The following is a 19,690-nucleotide window of genomic DNA, read 5'->3' as shown; positions in this document are numbered from 1 at the left end:
CCGGGAGGGAGCACATGAACGGTCTCGACTGGGCCGTGCTCATCGGCTACTTCGGAGTGATGGTCGCGATCGGCATCTGGTCGCACAAGCGGGTCGACAACGTCAGCGACTTCTTCACCGCCGGCGGGAAGATGCCCTGGTGGCTGTCCGGCATCTCGCACCACATGTCGGGCTACAGCGCGGTGATGTTCACCGGGTACGCGGGCATCGCGTACACCTACGGCGTCACGTCCTTCGTCACCTGGTCCTTCCCGATCGCGCTCGGCATCGCGATCGGCTCGAAGCTGTTCGCTCCGCGCATCAACCGGTTACGTTCACGACTGCACGTGGCGTCTCCACTCGAGTACCTGAAGAACCGTTACAACCTGCCCACGCAGCAGGCGCTCGCCTGGTCCGGGATGCTGCTGAAAATCGTGGACGTGGGCGCGAAGTGGGCGGCGATCGCCACCCTGCTGTCGGTCTTCACCGGCATCTCGCTCAACCAGGGCATCCTCATCACCGGCGCGATCACGGCGGTCTACTGCACGATCGGTGGCCTGTGGGCGGACGCGCTGACGGAGCTGGGCCAGTTCGTGATCCAACTCCTCGCGGGCATCGCGATGTTCGTGGCGGTCGTCCTGAAACTGAACGACAAGGGCATCGGCTTCTTCGGCGCGTGGGACGAGCCGGAGCTGCGGGGCCACGGGGAGCCGCTCGTCGGCCCGTACGGCACGGTCTTCCTCCTCGCCTTCCTCTTCATCAAACTGTTCGAGTACAACGGCGGCATGCTCAACCAGGCCCAGCGCTACATGGCCACGGCCAGCGCGTACGAGGCCGAGCGCTCGGCGCGTCTGTCGGCGATCCTCTGGCTGGTGTGGCCGGTGGTCCTGTTCTTCCCCATGTGGATGTCGCCGCTGCTGGTCGAGTCGCAGAAGCCGGACGGCTCCGACTCCTACGGTCTGATGACCGAACAGCTGCTTCCACACGGCCTGTTGGGTCTGGTCATCGTCGGCTTCTTCTCGCACACCATGGCGATGTGCTCCTCGGACGCCAACGCGATCGCGGCGGTCTTCACGCGGGACTGCGCGCCGGTGATCTGGCGCAGGGCGCGGACCTGGACGCAGGGGCAGGGCCTGCGCGTCGCCCGCATCACGACCGTCGTCTTCCTGGGCCTGTCCATGGCGGCGGCCACGCAGGTCAACTCCCCTGCCTTCAAGGACATCATCACCGTCGTGATCAAGTGGGTGGCCGGCCTGATGGGCCCGATGGCCATCCCGATGATGCTGGGCCTGCTGCGCCCCTTCCGCCGCTCCGGCCCGACGGCGGCCCTCACCAGCTGGTCGATGGGCCTGCTCGCCTTCTGGCTGGTCAACTACCCGATCAGCTGGCAGATCGAGGGCGGGGTCCCGCTCCAGTACCAGGTCTCGATCCCGCTGGCCGTCTCCCTCGTCCTCTACATCCTCATCGGCTACCTGAAGCCGGAGGACACCCCGGAGCGGCTGGCGATCATCGAGTCGGTCAACACGGACGGGGACGGGGCCGCGGTGGCGGTCCCCGCGGAACCGAGGGACGCGTCGAGCCCTTCGGGGGTGTGAGGTACGGGCGGTCGGGGGCGCCCCGGGGGTGTCTCGCCCCCGCCGCCCCTACCCGTCCCTCCCCCACTCTCGGCTCCGCTCGAGAGTGGGGGAGCGACCAGCCACACACCACCCGCAGCCGACCACCCGCAGCCGACCACCCACCCCGACCATCCACGAACCTCTCGGAACGGAACAACCTCACGCCCTGGGATACCGCGTCAGCCACCCCGGAGACGACCCGGTAGGGCCGTGCAGGGCCGGGCCCTGGGTCATCTCCATCGCGAAGTCGTCCGCCAGGACGAGGAGCGTGGGGCGGCCCTCCAGCTCGGCCAGCCAGGCCGGCGGGAGGGCGGTCTCGCCGTGGAGGGCGCCGAGCAGTCCACCCGTGAGCGCCCCCGTCGCCCCGGAGGGCCCCCCGTGGTTCACGGCGAGACACAGCCCGTGCCGTATGTCCTCCCCCACGAGCGCGCAGTAGACCGCCACGGCGAGCGCCCCGTCCGCCGTACCGTCCCCGGCGAGCTCCTCCACCCGCGTCGGCGACGGCATGCCCTGCCGTACGGCACCGAGCGCCTGCTGGAGGGCCGCGGTGACCGGCTCGTGCCCGGGCCGGGCGGCTAGGAGCACCAGCGCCTGCTGGACGGCCGCGTCGAGGCTGTCCCCCCGCGCCAGAGCGTGCACGATCGAGGCGTAGGCCCCCGCGGCGAGATACGCCCTCGGATGTCCGTGGGTCTGTGCGGCGCACTCCACGGAGAGCTGCACCACGAGCTGCGACTCCCAGCCGACGAGGAGCCCGAAGGGCGCGGAACGGGCCGCGGCCTCGGGACCGGGCTCGCCGGGGTTCTTGGGCGCGTCCAGCGTGCCCATGGTCTCGTCGCCGAAGCCGAGCAGACAGGCGCGGGAGGGTTCGCGACGGGCGTACAGCCACTCCTCGCGGGCCAGCCACCCGTCGTCCTTGCGTCTCTCGTCGGGCCCCCAGTCCCGTTGCGTCGCCGCCCATCTGAGGTACGCCCGGTGCAGGTCCGTCGGCGGGTGCCAGGCGCCCGTGTCCCGGCGCACCTGGGCCCGTATCAGCCCGTCCACGGTGAAGAGGGTGAGCTGGGTGATGTCGGTGACCGCACCGCGCCTGCCGAACGCGGGCGCCAGGTCGACGAGCCCCTCCGGCCCGTGCGCCGCGCGGATCTCCTCCAGGGTGAGCCCGTCGATGGGCGCGCCCAGCGCGTCCCCGACAGCCGCACCGAGCAGCGTCCCACGCACCCGGCTACGAAAGTCCTGCTGTTCGGCCCGCCCCCACACGGCCCCGGCGTTCGCAACCACCGCACCCACCTCCCACCACCGCCTCGCTCAGGCACTGTAATCGAACGAGAACGGTCGGTTGTCGGCGCGGATCGGTATGCGACGTGTGGCCGAGAGGTCACCTATGGGTTGTCGTGGGCCGGACCTCCTTCACCGTGCCGGGGCAAGGCCGAACCCCCTCGGCCGGGACGGCGGGCCAGTCGAGAGGGCTCAATCGGTGTTGCCTGTGCAGTTGTTGATCGAGGGAGTGGACGAGGGTCAGAAGGCTCCCCGGTCCACGCCCGTCACGAAGGCGCTCCAGGCGTTCGAGGGGAACGCCAGCGCGGGGCCCTCGGGAACCTTGGAGTCGCGGACGGCGAGCGTGGTCGTGACGGGGGACTTGACCTCCACGCAGGCACCGTTGCCCGCGGAGTACGAGGACTTGGTCCACTGGAAAGTGGCTCCCTGACGGATTGCCATGTTCGCTCCGGTAAGCAGTGGGTCGAGTTGCTGTCACCGTCCTGCGGGCTCCGGTCGGAGCCCGCTGTTCGGTTTGCGCCAACGTTGTTGCTCGGTGGCGTGATCGACGCTACTCGCCAACATCGGTGGCTGAAGCGACTATTCACTCGACCGGATGGCATATATCCCTGAGGTCTTCCGCTTTCATGAGGAGAGGGTGTAGGGTGTCGCCCCTTTGTCCTCGTCTGCTTCTCGTCTGCTCCTCGCTCAGGCCGTCAGCGTGCGTACTCCTTCGCGATGTCCGCGATGAACTGGCGTGACTGTTCCGCGTTCAGGGCCTGGGCGCGGAGGTGTTCGTACATGACGCTGTACTTCTGGACGTCGTGGGCCTTCTCCAGGTAGAGGTCGCTGGTGACGCCCTCGATGTAGACCACGCTGGAGTCCGCCGCGTCGGGGAACTCGAGGATCGCGTACTGGCCGTTCAGGCCGGGATGCGCGCCCATCTCGAAGGGCAGGATCTGGACAGTGACGTGAGGGAGTTGGGACTGCTCGACGAGCTGCTCCAGTTGCTCACGCATGATCAGACGGCTGCCGACGGCCCGTCGGAGGGCGGCCTCGTCGACCACCGCCCACAGGCGCAGGGGCTCGTCGGCGGAGATTCGTTCCTGCCTGCGCAGTCGGACCTGGACCCGTTTCTCCACGTCGGTCGTCGGGGTCTCCGGCAGGGCACCCTGGATGAGGGCCTCGGCGTAGGCGGGGGTCTGGAGGAGGCCGGGGACGACCTGGGGCTCGTACACCCTGAGCGAGGCGGCGTCCGTCTCCAGGCCGATGTACACGCTGTAGGGGATGTCGCCGAAGGCGTGCCACCAGCCCTGCTGGCGGGAGTCCTTGGCCATCTGCATCAGCGAGTCGACGATCCGGTGGTCCTCGACCTCGTACACCCCGCACAGGTCGCGGACGTCGCGCTGGCTGATGCTGCGGCGGCCGTTCTCCAGGCGGCTGATCTTCGACTGTGAGACCAGCAGACGCTCGGCGACCTCCTCGGCCGTCATGCCCTTGAGCTCGCGGAGCCGACGCAGCTCCTGGCCCAGGCGGCGCCGCCTGACAGTGGGATTGACATTGGACGCCACGGGACGTGCACCTCCGGCTGCGGGCCTGACACTTTGAGTATCTGCTAATGAGCAGATTGCCACCAAGGTGCTTACTACCGCTGGGAAACGGCGGATATGCGCCGTGCACACGCGAGTTCGGGTGTGCGTGCCTGCCGGGGGTGATATCCGGCCGAATTCCGCCCAGTATTCCGCCAGGCGTGCGGCCGGGTGCTCGGCGAGACGTTCATCCGGGTGCTCGACGGGGCGTGCGGCCGGCCGTCCGGACATGCCGCCGGGACATGCTGCCGACCGCCCGGACACGCGACCGGGCATGCGGCCGCGCGGGGCGGTGAGACCGCGGCGTCGCCCCGGACGGACGAATGGTTCGTCCGGGACGGACCGCGTGCGGCCTCACACGCCCCGCGCGAGCCGGCGGCTCCCGAACCGGGTCTTCGGGCCCATGAACGGATCGTCGCGGCGCTGTGACGGTGCTGCGTGGCGGTGCGGCACCGTGTGATGCGGTACTGCGTGGCGGTGCGGTACTGCGTGGCGGTGCGGTGCTGCGTTCGTGGTGCCCGCTGGTGCGTGCGGGCGGTGCTTTCCGGGATTCCGGCCTCGCTGTCGTGGCCCGCGGCTCAGTGAGCCACGACACGCGCCATCGAGCCGCGGCGCGGCTGCATCGGAACGCCCCTGGAGGGCTCCGGCGCGGGCCTGCCCCCGGCGCCCGCCGGGCGGCCGGCTGGTGCCGGGCTACGGCGTGGCTGCACCGCCACACCGTTCTGGACGTCCATCACGGCGTGCGCCACGAGGCCGCCCATGGGGTCGTGCCGGATCAGATCCCGGAGGCGGGAGCGGGAGGACCGCCCCTCGTTCCCGGGATACAGGTGCTTGCCGAGACCGACCGCGTGGGCCAGTGCGGCGAGCGCGGCCGTCCGTGGGTCCGGCGGCACGCCGGTCCGGATCGCGGAATCCAGCCGGGACCTGATCTCCCGGCTGATGGCCGTGTCCGTCGCCTGGTAGCGCGTCGTCGGCAGCACCCCGCACATCTGGCCCGCCACGGCATGCACCATGCCGCACCGCTCCAGATGCGAGAGATAGGTCTGGCGCAGCCCCAGCCGGGGTCCGCCAATCCAGTGGACCGCCCGTACCGGAGCGCCGCGCCTTCGCAGCAACTCCAACGCGCAGTCCAGAGTTGGATCTCCTGTCGGCCGTGGTGCCACCACGGCGATACGATCCCCGTCTGGGGCTATCCGTCCGGCCAGCGCCAGCTCCACTAGCTGTGCTCCGGCCAGACCAAGGTCGAGCGACTGCGGCTGTGCAGTGGTACCCGTGGTCGGGTCCAGTGCCAGCAACAGAAGCTCCTCCGGAAGTGTTCTGCGGCTCCTGCCCATCCATGCCTCCCCGCGTGGATGAATGACAGGGTGACCCCTCTCACATTGGTCTGTCGAGGGTGCGTGACCAGTTCGTAGTGGAACCAGTAGGTATGTCGTTCTCGTCTACGGCTTCGGTTAAGCCCGCACACAGGACACTGGTACATGGTTCGGACAGCGGTACAGGGCGGTGTCCGGGCGGGGTTCACGGTTCGGTAGAACGCTCGTTCCGGCAGTGGGACGGCGCAGGAGGAGGCATCGGTGGCGGGCGAGTTCCCCGACAGGTCGAAGCGGTACGAGTCGTCGACGGGATCGACGCCGGGGAACAGGTCCGTGGTTCCGGAGTCGGGGGCCACGAGTGCGCCGGGCGCGGGCGCGGCCGCGAGTGCGGGCGCCGGTGCGGCCTCCGCCTCGGCATCGGCCTCGGCTGATCCTCGGCTGGCGGTGGCCCAGGAAAAGGTTTCCGTGCCGGGGGCGTCCGCCCCTGCCACGGTGGGTGTGGACCAGGCGACCGCGGTGTTCTCGCGGCGGGCCCTGGAGGAGGCCGAGCGCGGGCTGGGTTCGTCGGGAGGCTCGGCCGCGGAGTCGGAGTCGGAGGCGGAGTCGGAGGCAGAGGCGGAGTCAAAGAACGGCTCCGCGGCGGCCGCGAAGGACGACGAGGGTTCCGCCGGCGACGGTGACGGTGGCGGCGACAAGGCCCCGGAGGCCACCGGAGGAGCCGACGCGGGCTCCGGAGACTCCGAGGACTCCGCGGAGACCGGAGATGACGGCCGGTCGGAGGGCGAGGACGACGACGCCGCGGAGGCCGAGGAAGCCGAGTCCGAGTCCGAGAGCCAGTCCGAGACGGAGGGTGAGCCGGAGGACGCCGTGAAGCGCGACGGCGACCGTACGGCCGCTGCGGCGGACAGCGAGACCGAGACGGAAGCGAAGTCCGAGACGGTCGAGTCCGAGGTCGACGAGTCCGAGTCCGACGAGCCCGAGGCGGACGCCCCGGCCCCCGCCGCCGCAGACTCCGAGTCGAAGCCTGAGCCTGAGCCTGGGGCGAAGCCCGAGGTCGAGTCCAAGCCTGAGTCCAAGCCTGAGCCCAAGCCTGAGCCCGAGCCCGAGCCCAAGTCCGAGCCCAAGCCCGAGCCCAAGTCCGACTCGGACGCGAAATCCGACACCGACACGGAATCCGACACCGAGTCTGAATCCGGCACGGACAAGGGCAAGACGGACTCCAAGCCCCAGGTCGACCAGCCCACCGCCGTCTTCAAGGTTCGCCCGCCCGCCGTGGACCAGCCCACGACCATGCTCAAGCTGGGCGGCGGCACGAAGCCGACGGACGCGCAGGACTCGAAGGACGCGAAGAACCCGCAGGACGCGGCGGACTCGAAGGCCGAGCCCGCCGACAAGTCGGCCGACAAGCCCGCCGACAAGTCGGCCGACAAGCCCGCCGACAAGTCGGCCGACAAGCCCGCCGACAAGCCGGCCGACAAGCCCTCGGGCAAGCCCGCCGACAGGCCCGAGCCGGAGTCCGAGCGCACCAGCAAGTTCGTGGCCCTCAAGCCGCTCGACGAGCCGAGGGCCCCGAAGCCCGCCTCTGCGCCTCCTGAGCCCCCGAGGACCGCCCCCGCGGACGCCACGGCCGCCATCCCGCAGATCGGCCCCGAGCGGACCGCGCAGCAGCCCCTGCCGCCCAAGCCGCCGATCGACCTGCTGGCCGAGCTGACGAACACCCCGCCGCCCCCTCCGACTCCGGTCCGCACGATCGTCCGGCGGGTCAAGATCTGGACCCCGCTGGTCGCCCTGCTGGTGATCATCTTTGCGGTCGTACAGGCCGTACGCCCGTTGCCGACGCCCACCCTCACGCTGACGGCGGACAAGACCTACGCCTTCGAGGGCGGCAAGCTCTCCCTGCCGTGGCCGAAGGAGGGCCAGGGCGCGATGGACGTGACCGGCATCGGCACGATGGACAACTTCGGTGAGCAGAAGGCCGTGCCGATCGGGTCGGTCGCCAAGGCGATGACCGCGTACGTCGTCCTCAAGGACCACCCGCTGAAGCCCGGCGACAAGGGCCCCTCCATCACGGTCGACGCCCTCGCCGAGAAGGAGGGCGGCTACGACGCCCAGAACGAGTCCACGCTGAACACCGTCAAGAAGGGCGACAAGCTCTCCCTGCAGGACGCCATCTCGGCCATCATGATTCCGTCCGCGAACAACATCGCGCGGCTGCTGGCGCGTTGGGACACGAACGGCTCCCAGGCGGAGTTCGTCAAGAAGATGAACGCCGCCGCCAAGGACCTCGGGATGACCAACACCACGTACACCGACCCCTCGGGCCTGCAGGAGACGACCGTCTCCACCGCCGAGGACCAGGTCAAGCTCGGCAACGCACTGGTGAAGATCAAGGCGCTGACGGACATCACCAGGCTGCCCAGCTGGAAGGACCCCTCCGGCACGACGTGGCCCAACTTCAACCGCCTCGTCCCCTACAACAACGCCATCGGCATCAAGACCGGCTCGACCACCAAGGCCGGCGGCAACCTGCTCTTCGCGGCCACCAAGGAGGTCGGTGGCGAGAACGTCATCATCGTCGGCGCGATCCTCGGCCAGCACACGGCGCCGATCATCGACACCGTCAACGCGGTCAGCAAGACCGCGATGATCGCCGCCCAGGACGCGATGACGAGCGAGAAGATCCTCAAGAAGGGTGATGTCGTCGGGTACGTCGACGACGGCCTCGGCGGTCACACACCGGTCGTCGCCACCAAGGACGTCTCCGCGGTGGGCTGGGCCGGGCAGACCGTCAAGCTGGCGCTGACGGAAGACGGCAAGGCGGTCCCGCACGAGGCCGCGACCGGAACCAAGGTGGGTTCCCTCACCGTCGGAGACGGTAAGGGGGACACCGTCGAGGTGCCCGTCGCGCTCCAGTCGGACCTCGCCGAGCCCGGTTTCGGCAGCAAGCTCACCCGCGTGGGCTGACCGCCTCCGCGTCGCCACGGAGCCCCGCCGGCGGAGCGCCACCCGGAAACTACCGGCGCTCACCGGCGGGGTGCGTGCTAGCGTCGCGAGACCGGGGACGGTCGCAGGCCGCGTGGTCGGCCGGAGCACGAGAAACGGGACACGTACAGAGGGACACGGGGAGTGCGTTCAGGTGGCGACAGCGGAGCGGACACACGCCGACGACGCCGATCCAGGACAGGGCGCCGCCCCGCGAATAACAGAACCCTCCCGCGGCGGCGCAGATGAGAAGACCGAGACCGATGGGACCGGGCGTCCGACGCGCTTCCTGCGTCACCCCGTCACCCTGGTCACCGCTCTCGCGGGCCTCCTCCACCTCGTCTGGTTCTTCACGTTCGCGAACAGCGGCGGGGATCTGGCGGCGCAGGACGCGTGGGCGGAGTTCGTCGGCCGGCATCCGGACTCGGCGTACAACCTGGCCTGGTACGGCGGTATGCACCCGGTCTCGTACAGCGTGGTGTCCCCGTACCTGATGTCGGTCCTCGGGGTCCGTACGACGATGATGATCGCCGGGACGGCCTCCGCGGGCCTGCTGACCATGGTCCTGATGCGCAGCAGGGCGGTGCGGCAGCCGCTGTGGCCGGCGCTGGCCGGGGTGTTCGCGCTGCTGTGCAACGCGGTGTCCGGGCGGGTCACCTTCGGTCTGGGCACGGTCTTCGCGCTGGGCGCGACCGCGGTCGTGTTCTGCTGGCCGTACCGCTGGCGCTACAAGCGCTGGGCGAAGGCGCTGTGCGCCGCGCCGCTGGCCGCGCTGGCGACCATGGCGTCACCCGTGGCGGGCCTGTTCGTCGGGCTGGTGGCGGTGGCGCTGTTCCTGCAGAAGCGCCGTCCCGGTGCCTGGGCGCTGGGACTGGCACCGTCGGTGGTGGTGGCGCTGTCGGCCTGGCTGTTCCCGTTCTCGGGCACGCAGCCGATGTCGGTCGGATCGGCGTCCCTGCCCGTGATCTACGCGGCCTTCGTCTACGTCCTGGTCCCCAAGGATTGGACGACGGTACGCATCACGGCGGCCGTGTACGGACTCTCCGTACTCCTCGTCTGGCTGGTCAGCTCGCAGATCGGGTCCAACATCACGCGCCTGCCGATGCTGTTCGCGGGCGTGACGCTGCTGGCCGCGCTGCCGTTCACGGTGCCGCGTTCCCGCAAGTGGTACGCCACGGTGATCGCCTTCCTCGGCTTCACGACGTGGATCGGCTACAAGTCGGTGGACGACGTCGTCCACACGACACCGGCGGCCTCGTGGGCGCGGGAGCTGGCTCCCCTGGTCAACGAGCTCCAGGTGGTGGGCGCCGAGAAGGGCCGCGTGGAGGTGGTTCCGGCGCGTTCGCACCGAGAGGCGTCGGCTCTCGCGCCGTACGTGAACCTGGCGCGGGGCTGGATGCGGCAGGCGGACATGGAGCGCAACCCGCTCTTCTACGACGACACGCTCAACTCCGCGAACTACCACGACTGGCTGAAGCGGTGGGCCGTGCACTACGTCGTCCTGCCGAAGGACGAGCCGGACGGGGACGGGGGCGAGCGTGAGCGGGAGCTCGTTCAGCGGGGCATGCCGTATCTGAAGCAGATCTGGGGCGACGCCAACTGGCAGTTGTTCGCGGTGACGGATCCGACGCAGCTCGCGGAGCCGCACGCCGTGGTCGAACGGGCGGCCCAGGGAGAGATGACCCTCCGGGTCCGGAAGGCGGGGCGCGTCCTGATCCGGATTCCGTACTCGCCGTGGCTGAGTGTGGTCGACGAGGAGGGCAAGAGCCTTCGGGGGCCGCAGGAGACGCAGGAGTCGAAGCGGCGGGAGGGGGACGGTGTGCCGAAGGAGTACGACAACGTCAACGGTTGCCTCATGGAGGCGGAGAAGGACGCCTTCGGCGACAAGTGGACCGAGCTCCTGGCCCCCCGGGCGGGCACGTACCGCCTCGCGGCGCCGTACCAGCTCCCGCGGGGCACGCCGTGCCCGGAGGAACTCCGCTGAGGGTGTGGGGTGGCTGGGGTTCGTGGTAGGCCGCGGGGTGTGCGTGGCTGGTCGCTCCCCCACTCTCGGCTTCGCTCGAGCGGGGGGGGGACCCCATCGTGGCGGAGCCGCATATTGACACAGCCCCGCGCCCCTGAAAACCCCGCAGGCGGGGGCGAGGAAACATGGCCCGCCCCCACCGGCAGGAGCTGTCACCTCACCGGAAACGCCACATCGCACACCGGATCCTCCGGCCCCGCCGCGTCCCAGTCGGCGAAGTACACCTCACGGCACGGCCCGGCGACCTCCAGGCCCTGCCGCCCGACCCACGCCTCCACCGCGTCGAACGCCGCGTGGATCTGCGGATTGGCGACCTGCGCCTTGCTGATGCGCGTGTAGACGAGACGCCGCGCGGGCTCAAGACGGGCCCGCGTCTCCCAGGCCCGCCCCTGACCGGCCGCCCAGGCCCGCGCGGCACCCCCGTCGGCAACCGGCACGCACGCCTCCGCGGGCCCGTCGCTCTCCATGGAGACCTCGGCGTAGTACGTGACGAACGGCGCCCCGGCGACGCCCCCGCACACCCGCGCGGCCTCCTCCAGCCGCCCCAGCGACGCCCCGATCCAGAGGGGAATCTCGTCGGCCAGCACGTGCCGCCGCTGCGCGAGCACCCACTGCTCGGGCACGTCCACCGTCGCGATCTCGAACTTCCCGTACAACTCGGAACTCCTCCCTGAAAGCTGTGCACGGAGGTAGTCCACGAGCGCCCGCTGCCCGGCCAGCCGCGCCTCGACGGCCGCCCAGTACGCGGCGACCCGGTCCGCGGCCCGCTCCCCGTCCTGCTGCTCCTCCAACTCGACGATCTCGGCGATCCGCGCGAGCGGCATGTCGAGTTGGCGGAGCAGCGCCACGAGACGGGCGCGTTCGGCCTGGTCGGCGCGGTAGTAGCGGTAACCGGTCACGTCGTCGACGTACGCAGGCGTGAGCAGGCCCTGCCGGTCGTACAGCCGCAGGGCCTTCGCCGACAGCCGCGTCCGCGCGGCGAACGCGCCGATGGTCAGCAGGTCCTGGACCGGCGGTCTCCCGGCCGGCGGTTCCTCGCCCACCACGCCCACCACGCAATCCTCGGTGTACATGACCCCGTCCTCCGTCGCCGGGCGATCACCGCCCGGCGACGGAGACGCTGCCCCTTGCCCCAGGGACAAGGTCAACGACGTCAACGACGTCAACGACGTCAACGACGTCAACGACGTCAACGACGTCAACGACGTCGGAAAGGAGAGCGAACCCGCTCAGCCGACGGCCTTCTCCACCGCCGCCACGAGCTCCGCCGCCTCCGGCTCGGTCTGCGGCGAGAAGCGGGCGAGGACCGTACCGTCCCGGCCGATCAGGAACTTCTCGAAGTTCCACCGGATGTCACCGGTGTGGCCCTCGGCGTCGGCGTGGTCCACCAGCCGCGCGTACAGCGGGTGCCGTCCCTCCCCGTTCACCTCGGCCTTCTCGGTCATCGGGAAGGTCACGCCGTACGTCGCCGAGCAGAACTCGGCGATCTCCTCCGACGTCCCCGGCTCCTGCCCGAGGAACTGGTTGCACGGCACGCCGAGCACGGTGAAACCCTGGTCCGCGTACCGCTCGTGCAGCCGCTCCAGGCCCGCGTACTGCGGGGTCAGTCCGCACTTGGAGGCCACGTTCACAACGAGGACGGCCTTGCCGTGGTACTGCGCGAGGTCGGCGGAGCCGCCCTGCAGCGCACCGATCCCGACATCGAGCACGGAGTTCCCAGCAGCGTTCGCAGCAGTATTGTCAGCAGTCATGAGCGGAGCGTCTCCGATCAGTTGGTGATCCCATGTCAGACATAGCGTATGGCGTGGGATCTGCCCATCGTGGAGGGGTGGCGTGGGCGTGCAGGTGGAAGCCCGCGCCCAGTGCTGCCCCTCTCGGCCGGTGTCGGCGGGGTGGGGGTCCTCCCGGACGGAGTCCGGGGGAGGGTGTGCTGATCGTCGTCACGCCCTGGTGCCGGTGGGCTGCGCGGGGCAGCCGCATCCGGCCCGGTGGTGCGTGTCCCTCCGGACGCTTGCCCGCCGGGCCTGTGGGGCCGGTGGGGGAGGGTGCCCTGCGTCGCCTGGGCGCGGGGCGTGTTGTGCGGTGCCGGGTGGGGCCGGTCTTGGACCGGTCGGCCCGGCTGGCCTTCGTGGCCGGGGTGACCACGGCTGTGGTTTCGAGCTTGTCCACTACCGAGCGGATGCTCATGATGCCGGTCGCGCGGTCGGTGACGGTCTTCGTCTGGTGGGCCAAGCCACGTGCGGCGATCCGCTGCCACGCGCCGGTGTCGCGGTCCCCCTGCCAGTCACACTGGGGATTGGGGCAGATGGCCCATCTCCAGCCGGGTGTGGTGGGCCGGTCGGGAGCCTTGCGGTGCCGTAGCGGGACGAGACAGCGCGGGCAATTCCGGGAGGTATCGCGGGCTGGGACGGTGACGACGGCGATGCCGGCTTCGGCGGCCAAGTGCCGCATCCGCTCCACGATCTGTCCGCGGATCTGCTGGGACAGGCGAGTGTTGAGGGTGCGGCCCATGCCCCGGGCCTCCATCGAGCGCAGGTCCTCGACGTAGATCACGCTCGCCCGGGCGGTGATGGCCTGGTCGACCGTCCACCGTGCCGCGGACCAGGCCAGGGCGTCGTTGAGGTGGGAGCGGCGGTCACAGACGTACCGGATCTCCTCGGCGAGCACCCGCTGTTTGCCCGTCAGCGGATGCGTGCCGTCTGCGGCGATGAGGCGTTCGTAGTGGCCCGTCTTGGCGTGCAGGTATTCCAGCTCACGCCGCAGCCGATGCTGTTTTGCCCCCACCCCGGCGGCCCGGAACAGCGCCCCGGTACCGAGGGCGGTGATTGTGCCGTCCGGATGGAGCCGGGCCGCGCCCACGCTGAGCAGGGTGTTCAGTCCCCAGTCCACACCCAGCGCGATCGTGTGCCCACTACGCCGGGTCTTCGGTACGGCGTGGGTGTAGGCGAGGTCGGCGTGGATGCGGCCCTGGTGGATGCGCAGGGTGGGCAGATGCAGCACCGCGCCCGCCGGAACGGTCGGCGGCAGCGTGATCGGGCAGGCCACCCACGTCCAGTCCCGGTAGGAGCACGGATCGGGCCGGACGGGCAGCTGCAGCCGCAGCAGCGCCCGGCCCGGATCATCACCCCGGACCAGGGTGGCCTGCTGCCCGTCGCAGGCGGACAGCAGCAGCATCCGCGCCGTGCGGGATGCGGCCTCCAGTTCGAACATGTCGGCCGGCATACGGCCGTGCCTGCCTGCGAAGGCGGCGATCTGCCGGGTGCGGGACCTGATGACGCCACAGGGCAGGTGACGGCCATCAGGGACCGCCTCACGGACGGCATCCCACTCGTCAGGGGTTCGCTTCGCGGGATCGGCGGGCCAGGTCGCGATGATCCCGGCGGTCAGGTCGGCCCGCCAGGCGGCCGACCGTAGAGTGCGCCCGGCCTGTTCCTGGGCCATGCGCACAATCCGGTCGTTGACACGGACACCCCCGGGCGGGCTGATTGTCCAGCCCAGTCGCCGCAGCGCCATCCACGCGTTCGACGGCAGCGCCCGGCCGCTCGCGTCCACGCCCGAGGCCAGCAGGCCCACATCGGCTGCGTTCCAGTGCTCGGCCAGCAGTCCGGCGGCCATGCCGGACGCCAGATCAGCCGCCCAGCCCACCCGTTCGGCCAGCACAGCAGACGACAGTACCTCGCCCGTCTTCTCCACCACGCCCGACCGCAGCAGACCACGGGCACAGGCCGTGCGGGCCGTCTCACCCTCGCCCAACGCAAGTCTCCGGCTCACCGGTGCCCCTCACCCGTAGTGCTGTCATCCGATCAACGACACACCCACGGAAAGGTCACGCATTCGATCCACATACTCACGTACGACACCGGTTCACGGTGTCTGCTTCGCGACATGACACTGACGCATGGCACACCACTACGGATCACCACGGATCACAAAGGAAACACGTCGGCCCAACTCCGGCGGGTGTCCCGCGGACGGCGGGCCGTCTCAGCCCCGCTGAGCTGTGACGAGCACCTCACCGGCCGCGGTCCGGTAGTACAGCACCGACCGCCCGGCCCGCCGCCTGCGCACCAGCCGCGCGTCCAGCAGCACCCGCAGATGCCGTCCGACGGACCCGAGCCCCTGCCCGGTGAGGGCCACCAACTGGGTCGTACTCATGGGGGAGTCCAGCAGCACGAGCACCCGGGCCCGCGCGTCGCCCAGGAGTGTGCCGAGTCCGGCGGGAACGGACGACGTGACCGGCTCCCCGGTGAGTACGCCCGAACACGGGTAGACGACGGCATATCGCTCGCCCTCGTCCCAGGACGCCCATCCGTGCCGTTGCGCGGTGACCGGCACGAAGAGCAGCTCGGCCCCGGAGATCTCGCGCGGCGGGTACTCGTGCAGATTGACCTGCAGTCGGTCCCCGCCCAGCCATCGCATGCCCGGCCGCAGCGCGTCGAGCACCGCGCTCCATCCGCCCTGGCCCAACTGCGCGGTCCGGGCCAGCACATCGGCCTCGAGCACGCGCCGACGCCGCTCCCAATACGGCCGTACGGTCTCCTCCCACACGAACTCCAAGAGATCGGCGGCGCGTTGAGGGAGGTCGTCGCGCCGGAGGAGGTCGGGGAGCGGGCCGCGGAGGGAGACGCTGAGGTGGTCGCGTGCGGCCGCGGGGTCGGTGTCGCGCACCCGGGCGACCTCCTCGGCGAAGCCGGCGCTCTCCTGCGGGGCGGGCGTGAGGAAGTCGGCGATCCACTCCCGTCCGAGCCCGGCCCGTACGAGCAGCGCGGTGACCGGGTCACGGGACAACCGCCGCCGGTAGGCGGGCAGATGTCGGGCGAGCCAGGCCACTTCGCCCGGATGCGCCCCCGCCCCGGCGTGCAGCACCTTCAGGCTCGCGAAGGTCTCGGCGAGCGGTGAGACGACGAACCGGCTCCCGGCGAGGGTGTCGGCGTTGACCTGCCACCAGCCCATCCACGCCCCCCCGGGATCATGTTTCGCTCACCCGCGAAACAGTAACGGTGCTCCGCGGCACCGTCCGATCCTCCGTCCATGCGCACTTATCAAGACCTCTTCCGAACCCGCGAGTTCACTCCGCTCTTCCTCTCCTCGGCCCTCCAGGTGGCGGCCTCGACGGTGAGCGGTCTGGCGCTGGGCACCTTGGTGTACGAGGCGACGGACTCCCCGCTGCTGTCGGCCCTGAGCATGTTCGGACCGTCCCTGGCCCAGATGGTGGGCGCGACGACGCTGCTCTCGGGGGCCGATCGTCTACCGCCGAGGGCGACGCTGTCGGGCACGGCGGCGGCGTTCGCGGCCGGTACGGCGCTGTTGGCGCTGCCGGGGCTGCCGCTGGGGGCCGTCTTCGCCGTGATCCTCGTCCTGGGGCTGGTCGCGTCGCTGAGCGGGGGAGTCCGCTGGGGGCTGCTGAACGAGATCCTGCCCGAGGACGGCTATCTGCCGGGCCGCTCGGTCTTCAACATGATGCACGGCATCATGCAGATCACCGGGTACGCGACGGGGGGCGTCCTGGTGGCGGTCCTGTCCCCGACGACCACACTCCTGCTGGCGGCGGCCCTGTACGCGGCAGCGGCCCTCGTCTCGTTCCTCGGCCTGGCCCGCCGCGCCCCCAGAGCCTCCGGGCGTCCCTCGGTCTCCCGGACCTGGCGGACGAACGCCGAGCTGTGGTCGTCCGTTCCTCGCCGTACCGTCTACCTGGGCCTGTGGGTCCCCAACGGCCTGATCGTCGGCTGTGAGTCCCTCTTCGTGTCGTACGCACCCGATCGTGCCGGCCTGCTCTTCGCCTGCGCGGCGGTCGGGATGCTGGTCGGGGACGTGACGGCGGGCCGCTTCCTCCCGCCCGCCGCGCGCCGCCGCCTGATCACTCCCTTTCTGCTCCTCCTCGCCGCCCCGTACCTGCTGTTCGCCCTGCGTCCGCCGCTCGCCGTGGCGGCGGCCTGCGCGACCCTGGCCTCCGTCGGCTTCGCCGCGAGCCTCCTCCAGCAGGAACGCCTTCTCTCGCTCACCCCGCACCACCTCACCGGCCACGCCCTGGGTCTGGACTCCGCGGGCAGGCTCGCCCTGCAGGGCGTGAGCGCGGCCGTCGCGGGGGCCGTGGCCCAACTGACGTCTCCGGGCGCGGCGATGGCGGTGATGGCGGGGGCGTCGGTCGTGGTGACGCTGGCGCTCGCGGGGGCGAGGTCCCGGTGGCTCGCCGGGGCGGACCCTGCGGAGACGGCCGCTGCGGAGGCGGCCCGTGCGGAGGGCGGACAGCGGTCGGGGTGAGCGGGGCGCGGGACGCCGTGGTCCGAGAGCGGGCGCCCCGGGACCCGCCGCGGCCCCGCACGGTGTTCGCCTGGCATTGGAGACCGGTCCGTAGGACCCGACCGGTCCGGGAGACGGGGGCCGGACGGACTAAGTGGTCCGGTCGGTCGTCCCGGGCGTCGCCCGATCCCTCGCGTCGGGCGTCGCCCGGCCCGCCCCGTCGGGCGACGGCAGGACGGCCGCGGCGTTCGACAGGGCCCCGCCGCGAGGGTCGAGGAGCACCGGTTCGAGCCGTACGTCCGCCTCGTCGGCGAGGTACGTGTCGAGCTCCGGCGGCCGGTAGGCCGCGTCCCCGTCGTGGCGTTCCCTGGCGGGGACGGCCAGGTACTGGCTGCCGTCGAGGGCACCGCCGCCGTTGTCGTGCGCCGTCCGCCCGATGGGCCGGTGCAGCGGCCCGGACAGTCGGTACAGGCCCGTGCGCGAGTCGTGCAGCTCGCCCATGACGAGAGGACGCACCCTGAACTCGGTGCTCCGGTCCGCGCTCATCTCACGCGGCCCGTCCGGGCTCAGCGCTCTGGTGTCGAACTCCAGCCCGTATCTGCGGGCCTGATGGACCATCCACAGCAGGGCGATGTCGGACAGGGACGTCTCCGGGTAGCCGCCGCCGATGTCGCTGTGCACCCCGGCGAACCACACCTGCCGCAGCTCCTGCTCGCTGTCGGTGTCGTCGGGCCGGCGGCTCCACAGCGTCGGCCGGAACGCGGTGCGCTGCTCATCGATGGCCAGCGCGTGGAAGGCGCCCTTCACATGGCTGCTGAGCTCGGTGTCGTGGAAGGCCCAGCGGCGGTTGACCAGGTTCACCAGCGGCTTGAGCCAGCGCGGCCCCGGAACCGGGATGCCCAGCGCGCCGACCGTGTCCCACACGCCGATGAAGTGGATCTCCGGCTCGTACGAGAACGCCCGGCGGAACAGGGTGGACGCCGTACCGCTCGGCGTCTCGACCCGGTCGCGGTACAGGGACCACGCCTCCTTGACCCGGTCGGCGTTCTCGCGGCGCAGGATCCCGGAGTTGCGCACCAGCCCCGCCAGGCTGCGCGCGGTGAACGCGCCCCGGCTGAACCCGAACAGGTACAGCTCGTCACCGGGCTCGTAGTTGTGGACGAGGAAGCGGTAGGCGTCGACGATGTTCCGGGACAGGCCCACCCCGAACGCCCCTCCCCGCAGCCGTTCCAGACGGCGCGTGCCGACTCCGCTGTGGTAGAAGACGCGCTGCTCCATGCCGGCGGCGGACCGCGGCCGCACGGACAGGGCGACCTTGGTGACGTTGGTCTTGCTCGGCTGGTCGGCGAGGTTCCACGTTCCGTCGCAGCAGACGATCAGACGCTTGGCCATGACATCCATCCTCCACGACAACGCTCACCCGGAACCGGAGGGGGAGATCCGTCCGCAACTCCCGGTCGCTGAGAGTGATGCGTTCCGCCCCGATCTGATGATCGCACTGCGCCTCGGGCCACGCCATTCATGGGGGCGGGATTGTTTCACCGCCCTCGCTCCACGTACTCCTTGAACTGCTCCAGATCGCTGCGGACAAGCCGCTCGATCGCGTTCGCCTGGGCGAATCCCCTCGGCCCGCCGAAGGCGTCCCTGAGCGTGTCCGGGTCGTACTCGAGCCGTGCCTGGACCCGCGTGTGGTTCTGGTCGATCGGCTGCAGCGAGAAGGAACCCGCGAGATCGGGGGCGCCCGTGGTCTGCCACTCCATCACACGTTCCCCCGCGCGGTCGGCGACCTCGGCCTCGACCTCGCGGGCCCGGCCGCCGGTCTCGACGTCCAGCCGCGCCCGGTCTTGCGCCTCCGTACGGGCGTCGCGCACTCCTTCCACGAAGCGTGGATAGTTCTCCAGTCGATGGAGGCTGTCCCAGGCCCTGTCGATCGGGACTCCGACGTCGACGTGTTCTTCGAGGGTGCTCATGGCTCACCTCCACGTTCGCGCATGACGCACGGACCTCTGCTTCCAGTGTGCGCCCGGAACACGGGGGCCGACGGGCCGACGAGGCCACGGGTCGACGGGCCGACGGGCCGACGGGCCGCCGGGTCGACGGGCCGACGGGTGGGATCCGGCGGCGCGGCCGGACCGAGCCGCCGTTCGGCTCACCGCAGACGGCCTTTCCGGTGATCACCGGCCGCCTCACGAGCGACGTGGCTGTCGCGCGGGGTACGGCGTCTCAGCAGTGACGCGGTGACGCACCCGGAAACCACGAGGAGAACAGTCATGTACGCAGCCGTCCGACGGTACGACGGGGTGACCGACACGGCCGAGGCGGGTCGCCTGGTGAACGAGCGATTCCTGCCGCTCGTGCGCGAGATCCCCGGCTTCGTGGCCTACTACTGGCTCGACGCCGGGAACGGAGTCATGGTCTCGACCAGCGTCTTCCAGGACCAGGCCGGTGCGGACGAATCGATCGCGCGAGCGGCGGACTTCGTGAGGGACAACCTCGTGTCCCTGCTCCCCAACCCTCCCCAGGTCACGGCCGGTGAGGTCGTGGCTTCCGCGTAGCGGACAACTCCGTTGCGGCGCAGGGTCGTTGGAGTCCGGAACAGGTCAACTCCTTTGTGAATCCTGTGGAAGGAGGCAACCAGGCAGCGACATCTGCGTCTTCTGATGCATCGGGGGAGCCCGGGACCCATGGGGCGCCCGG

The 19,690-nt window shown here is 70.7% G+C and carries 15 protein-coding genes; 5 read left to right on the top strand and 10 right to left on the bottom strand.

All coding sequences use genetic code 11. The features are described 5' to 3' along the window. The first annotated feature begins 14 nt into the window (after positions 1-14). A complete protein-coding gene (locus tag AB0959_RS12110; protein WP_366826255.1) occupies positions 15-1,574 on the top strand; it encodes a sodium:solute symporter family protein in 1,560 nt (519 codons plus the stop codon). A 180-nt stretch (positions 1,575-1,754) separates the two neighbouring features. Here the strand turns inward: AB0959_RS12110 and AB0959_RS12105 are convergent, their stop codons facing one another. From AB0959_RS12105 to AB0959_RS12090, 4 genes are all read right to left on the bottom strand, one after another. Next, positions 1,755-2,870 (bottom strand): ADP-ribosylglycohydrolase family protein, encoded by a 1,116-nt coding sequence (locus tag AB0959_RS12105; RefSeq protein ID WP_366826254.1) that lies wholly within the window; start codon positions 2,868-2,870, stop codon positions 1,755-1,757. Between the two features lie 237 nt (positions 2,871-3,107). After that, positions 3,108-3,308, bottom strand: coding sequence for a DUF397 domain-containing protein (locus AB0959_RS12100; RefSeq protein ID WP_366826253.1), 201 nt, complete (start codon positions 3,306-3,308; stop codon positions 3,108-3,110). Between the two features lie 254 nt (positions 3,309-3,562). Further along, entirely contained in the window at positions 3,563-4,417 is an 855-nt protein-coding gene (locus AB0959_RS12095) for a helix-turn-helix transcriptional regulator (RefSeq protein ID WP_366826252.1), read from the bottom strand. A gap of 596 nt (positions 4,418-5,013) precedes the next feature. Continuing rightward, positions 5,014-5,769 carry a GPP34 family phosphoprotein gene (locus AB0959_RS12090; protein ID WP_366826251.1) on the bottom strand — a complete coding sequence of 252 codons (756 nt, stop codon included), beginning with the start codon at positions 5,767-5,769 and terminating at the stop codon, positions 5,014-5,016. 240 nt (positions 5,770-6,009) lie between these two features. Here AB0959_RS12090 and AB0959_RS12085 point away from each other — a divergent pair, with 240 nt between their 5' ends. Continuing rightward, positions 6,010-8,712 (top strand): D-alanyl-D-alanine carboxypeptidase, encoded by a 2,703-nt coding sequence (locus tag AB0959_RS12085; RefSeq protein ID WP_366826250.1) that lies wholly within the window; start codon positions 6,010-6,012, stop codon positions 8,710-8,712. Between the two features lie 172 nt (positions 8,713-8,884). Further along, complete coding sequence (locus AB0959_RS12080) at positions 8,885-10,714, top strand: MFS transporter (RefSeq protein WP_366826249.1); 1,830 nt, start codon at positions 8,885-8,887, stop codon at positions 10,712-10,714. A gap of 191 nt (positions 10,715-10,905) precedes the next feature. Here AB0959_RS12080 and AB0959_RS12075 read toward each other — a convergent pair whose 3' ends face one another. The 4 genes from AB0959_RS12075 to AB0959_RS12060 form a co-directional block, all read right to left on the bottom strand. Next, entirely contained in the window at positions 10,906-11,826 is a 921-nt protein-coding gene (locus AB0959_RS12075) for a MerR family transcriptional regulator (protein ID WP_366826248.1), read from the bottom strand. A gap of 156 nt (positions 11,827-11,982) precedes the next feature. Next, on the bottom strand, positions 11,983-12,504 hold the full coding sequence (locus AB0959_RS12070) for a glutathione peroxidase (protein ID WP_366826247.1): 522 nt from the start codon (positions 12,502-12,504) through the stop codon (positions 11,983-11,985). Then, positions 12,494-14,524 (bottom strand): zinc ribbon domain-containing protein, encoded by a 2,031-nt coding sequence (locus AB0959_RS12065; protein WP_366826246.1) that lies wholly within the window; start codon positions 14,522-14,524, stop codon positions 12,494-12,496. Before AB0959_RS12065 ends, AB0959_RS12070 begins: the two co-directional genes overlap by 11 nt. A gap of 213 nt (positions 14,525-14,737) precedes the next feature. Beyond that, a complete protein-coding gene (locus tag AB0959_RS12060; protein ID WP_366826244.1) occupies positions 14,738-15,706 on the bottom strand; it encodes an ArsR family transcriptional regulator in 969 nt (322 codons plus the stop codon). 78 nt (positions 15,707-15,784) lie between these two features. Here AB0959_RS12060 and AB0959_RS12055 point away from each other — a divergent pair, with 78 nt between their 5' ends. Continuing rightward, positions 15,785-17,014 (top strand): MFS transporter, encoded by a 1,230-nt coding sequence (locus tag AB0959_RS12055; RefSeq protein ID WP_366826243.1) that lies wholly within the window; start codon positions 15,785-15,787, stop codon positions 17,012-17,014. A gap of 129 nt (positions 17,015-17,143) precedes the next feature. On the opposite strand, the gene AB0959_RS12050 is transcribed toward AB0959_RS12055, so the two are convergent. Next, a complete protein-coding gene (locus AB0959_RS12050) occupies positions 17,144-18,385 on the bottom strand; it encodes a DUF2235 domain-containing protein (RefSeq protein WP_366826242.1) in 1,242 nt (413 codons plus the stop codon). 146 nt (positions 18,386-18,531) lie between these two features. After that, complete coding sequence (locus AB0959_RS12045) at positions 18,532-18,963, bottom strand: SRPBCC family protein (RefSeq protein ID WP_366826241.1); 432 nt, start codon at positions 18,961-18,963, stop codon at positions 18,532-18,534. A 300-nt stretch (positions 18,964-19,263) separates the two neighbouring features. Between AB0959_RS12045 and AB0959_RS12040 the strand changes: the two genes are divergently transcribed. Continuing rightward, positions 19,264-19,548: a hypothetical protein gene (locus AB0959_RS12040; RefSeq protein ID WP_366826240.1), complete on the top strand. Its 285-nt coding sequence runs from the start codon at positions 19,264-19,266 to the stop codon at positions 19,546-19,548. Positions 19,549-19,690: the final 142 nt, after the last annotated feature.

It is taken from the genome of Streptomyces sp. NPDC046862, from assembly GCF_040704615.1.
Classification (GTDB): domain Bacteria; phylum Actinomycetota; class Actinomycetes; order Streptomycetales; family Streptomycetaceae; genus Streptomyces.
This window is presented reverse-complemented; position numbering and strand designations above follow the sequence as displayed.

Excerpts from the sequence above, each read along its gene's own strand:
- AB0959_RS12110 (WP_366826255.1), top strand. The coding sequence starts at position 15 with ATGAACGGTCTCGACTGGGCCGTGCTCATCGGCTACTTCGGAGTGATG.
- AB0959_RS12100 (WP_366826253.1), bottom strand. The coding sequence starts at position 3,308 with ATGGCAATCCGTCAGGGAGCCACTTTCCAGTGGACCAAGTCCTCGTAC.
- AB0959_RS12090 (WP_366826251.1), bottom strand. The coding sequence starts at position 5,769 with ATGGGCAGGAGCCGCAGAACACTTCCGGAGGAGCTTCTGTTGCTGGCA.
- AB0959_RS12075 (WP_366826248.1), bottom strand. The coding sequence starts at position 11,826 with ATGTACACCGAGGATTGCGTGGTGGGCGTGGTGGGCGAGGAACCGCCG.
- AB0959_RS12070 (WP_366826247.1), bottom strand. The coding sequence starts at position 12,504 with ATGACTGCTGACAATACTGCTGCGAACGCTGCTGGGAACTCCGTGCTC.
- AB0959_RS12060 (WP_366826244.1), bottom strand. The coding sequence starts at position 15,706 with ATGGGCTGGTGGCAGGTCAACGCCGACACCCTCGCCGGGAGCCGGTTC.
- AB0959_RS12055 (WP_366826243.1), top strand. The coding sequence starts at position 15,785 with ATGCGCACTTATCAAGACCTCTTCCGAACCCGCGAGTTCACTCCGCTC.
- AB0959_RS12050 (WP_366826242.1), bottom strand. The coding sequence starts at position 18,385 with ATGGCCAAGCGTCTGATCGTCTGCTGCGACGGAACGTGGAACCTCGCC.
- AB0959_RS12045 (WP_366826241.1), bottom strand. The coding sequence starts at position 18,963 with ATGAGCACCCTCGAAGAACACGTCGACGTCGGAGTCCCGATCGACAGG.
- AB0959_RS12040 (WP_366826240.1), top strand. The coding sequence starts at position 19,264 with ATGTACGCAGCCGTCCGACGGTACGACGGGGTGACCGACACGGCCGAG.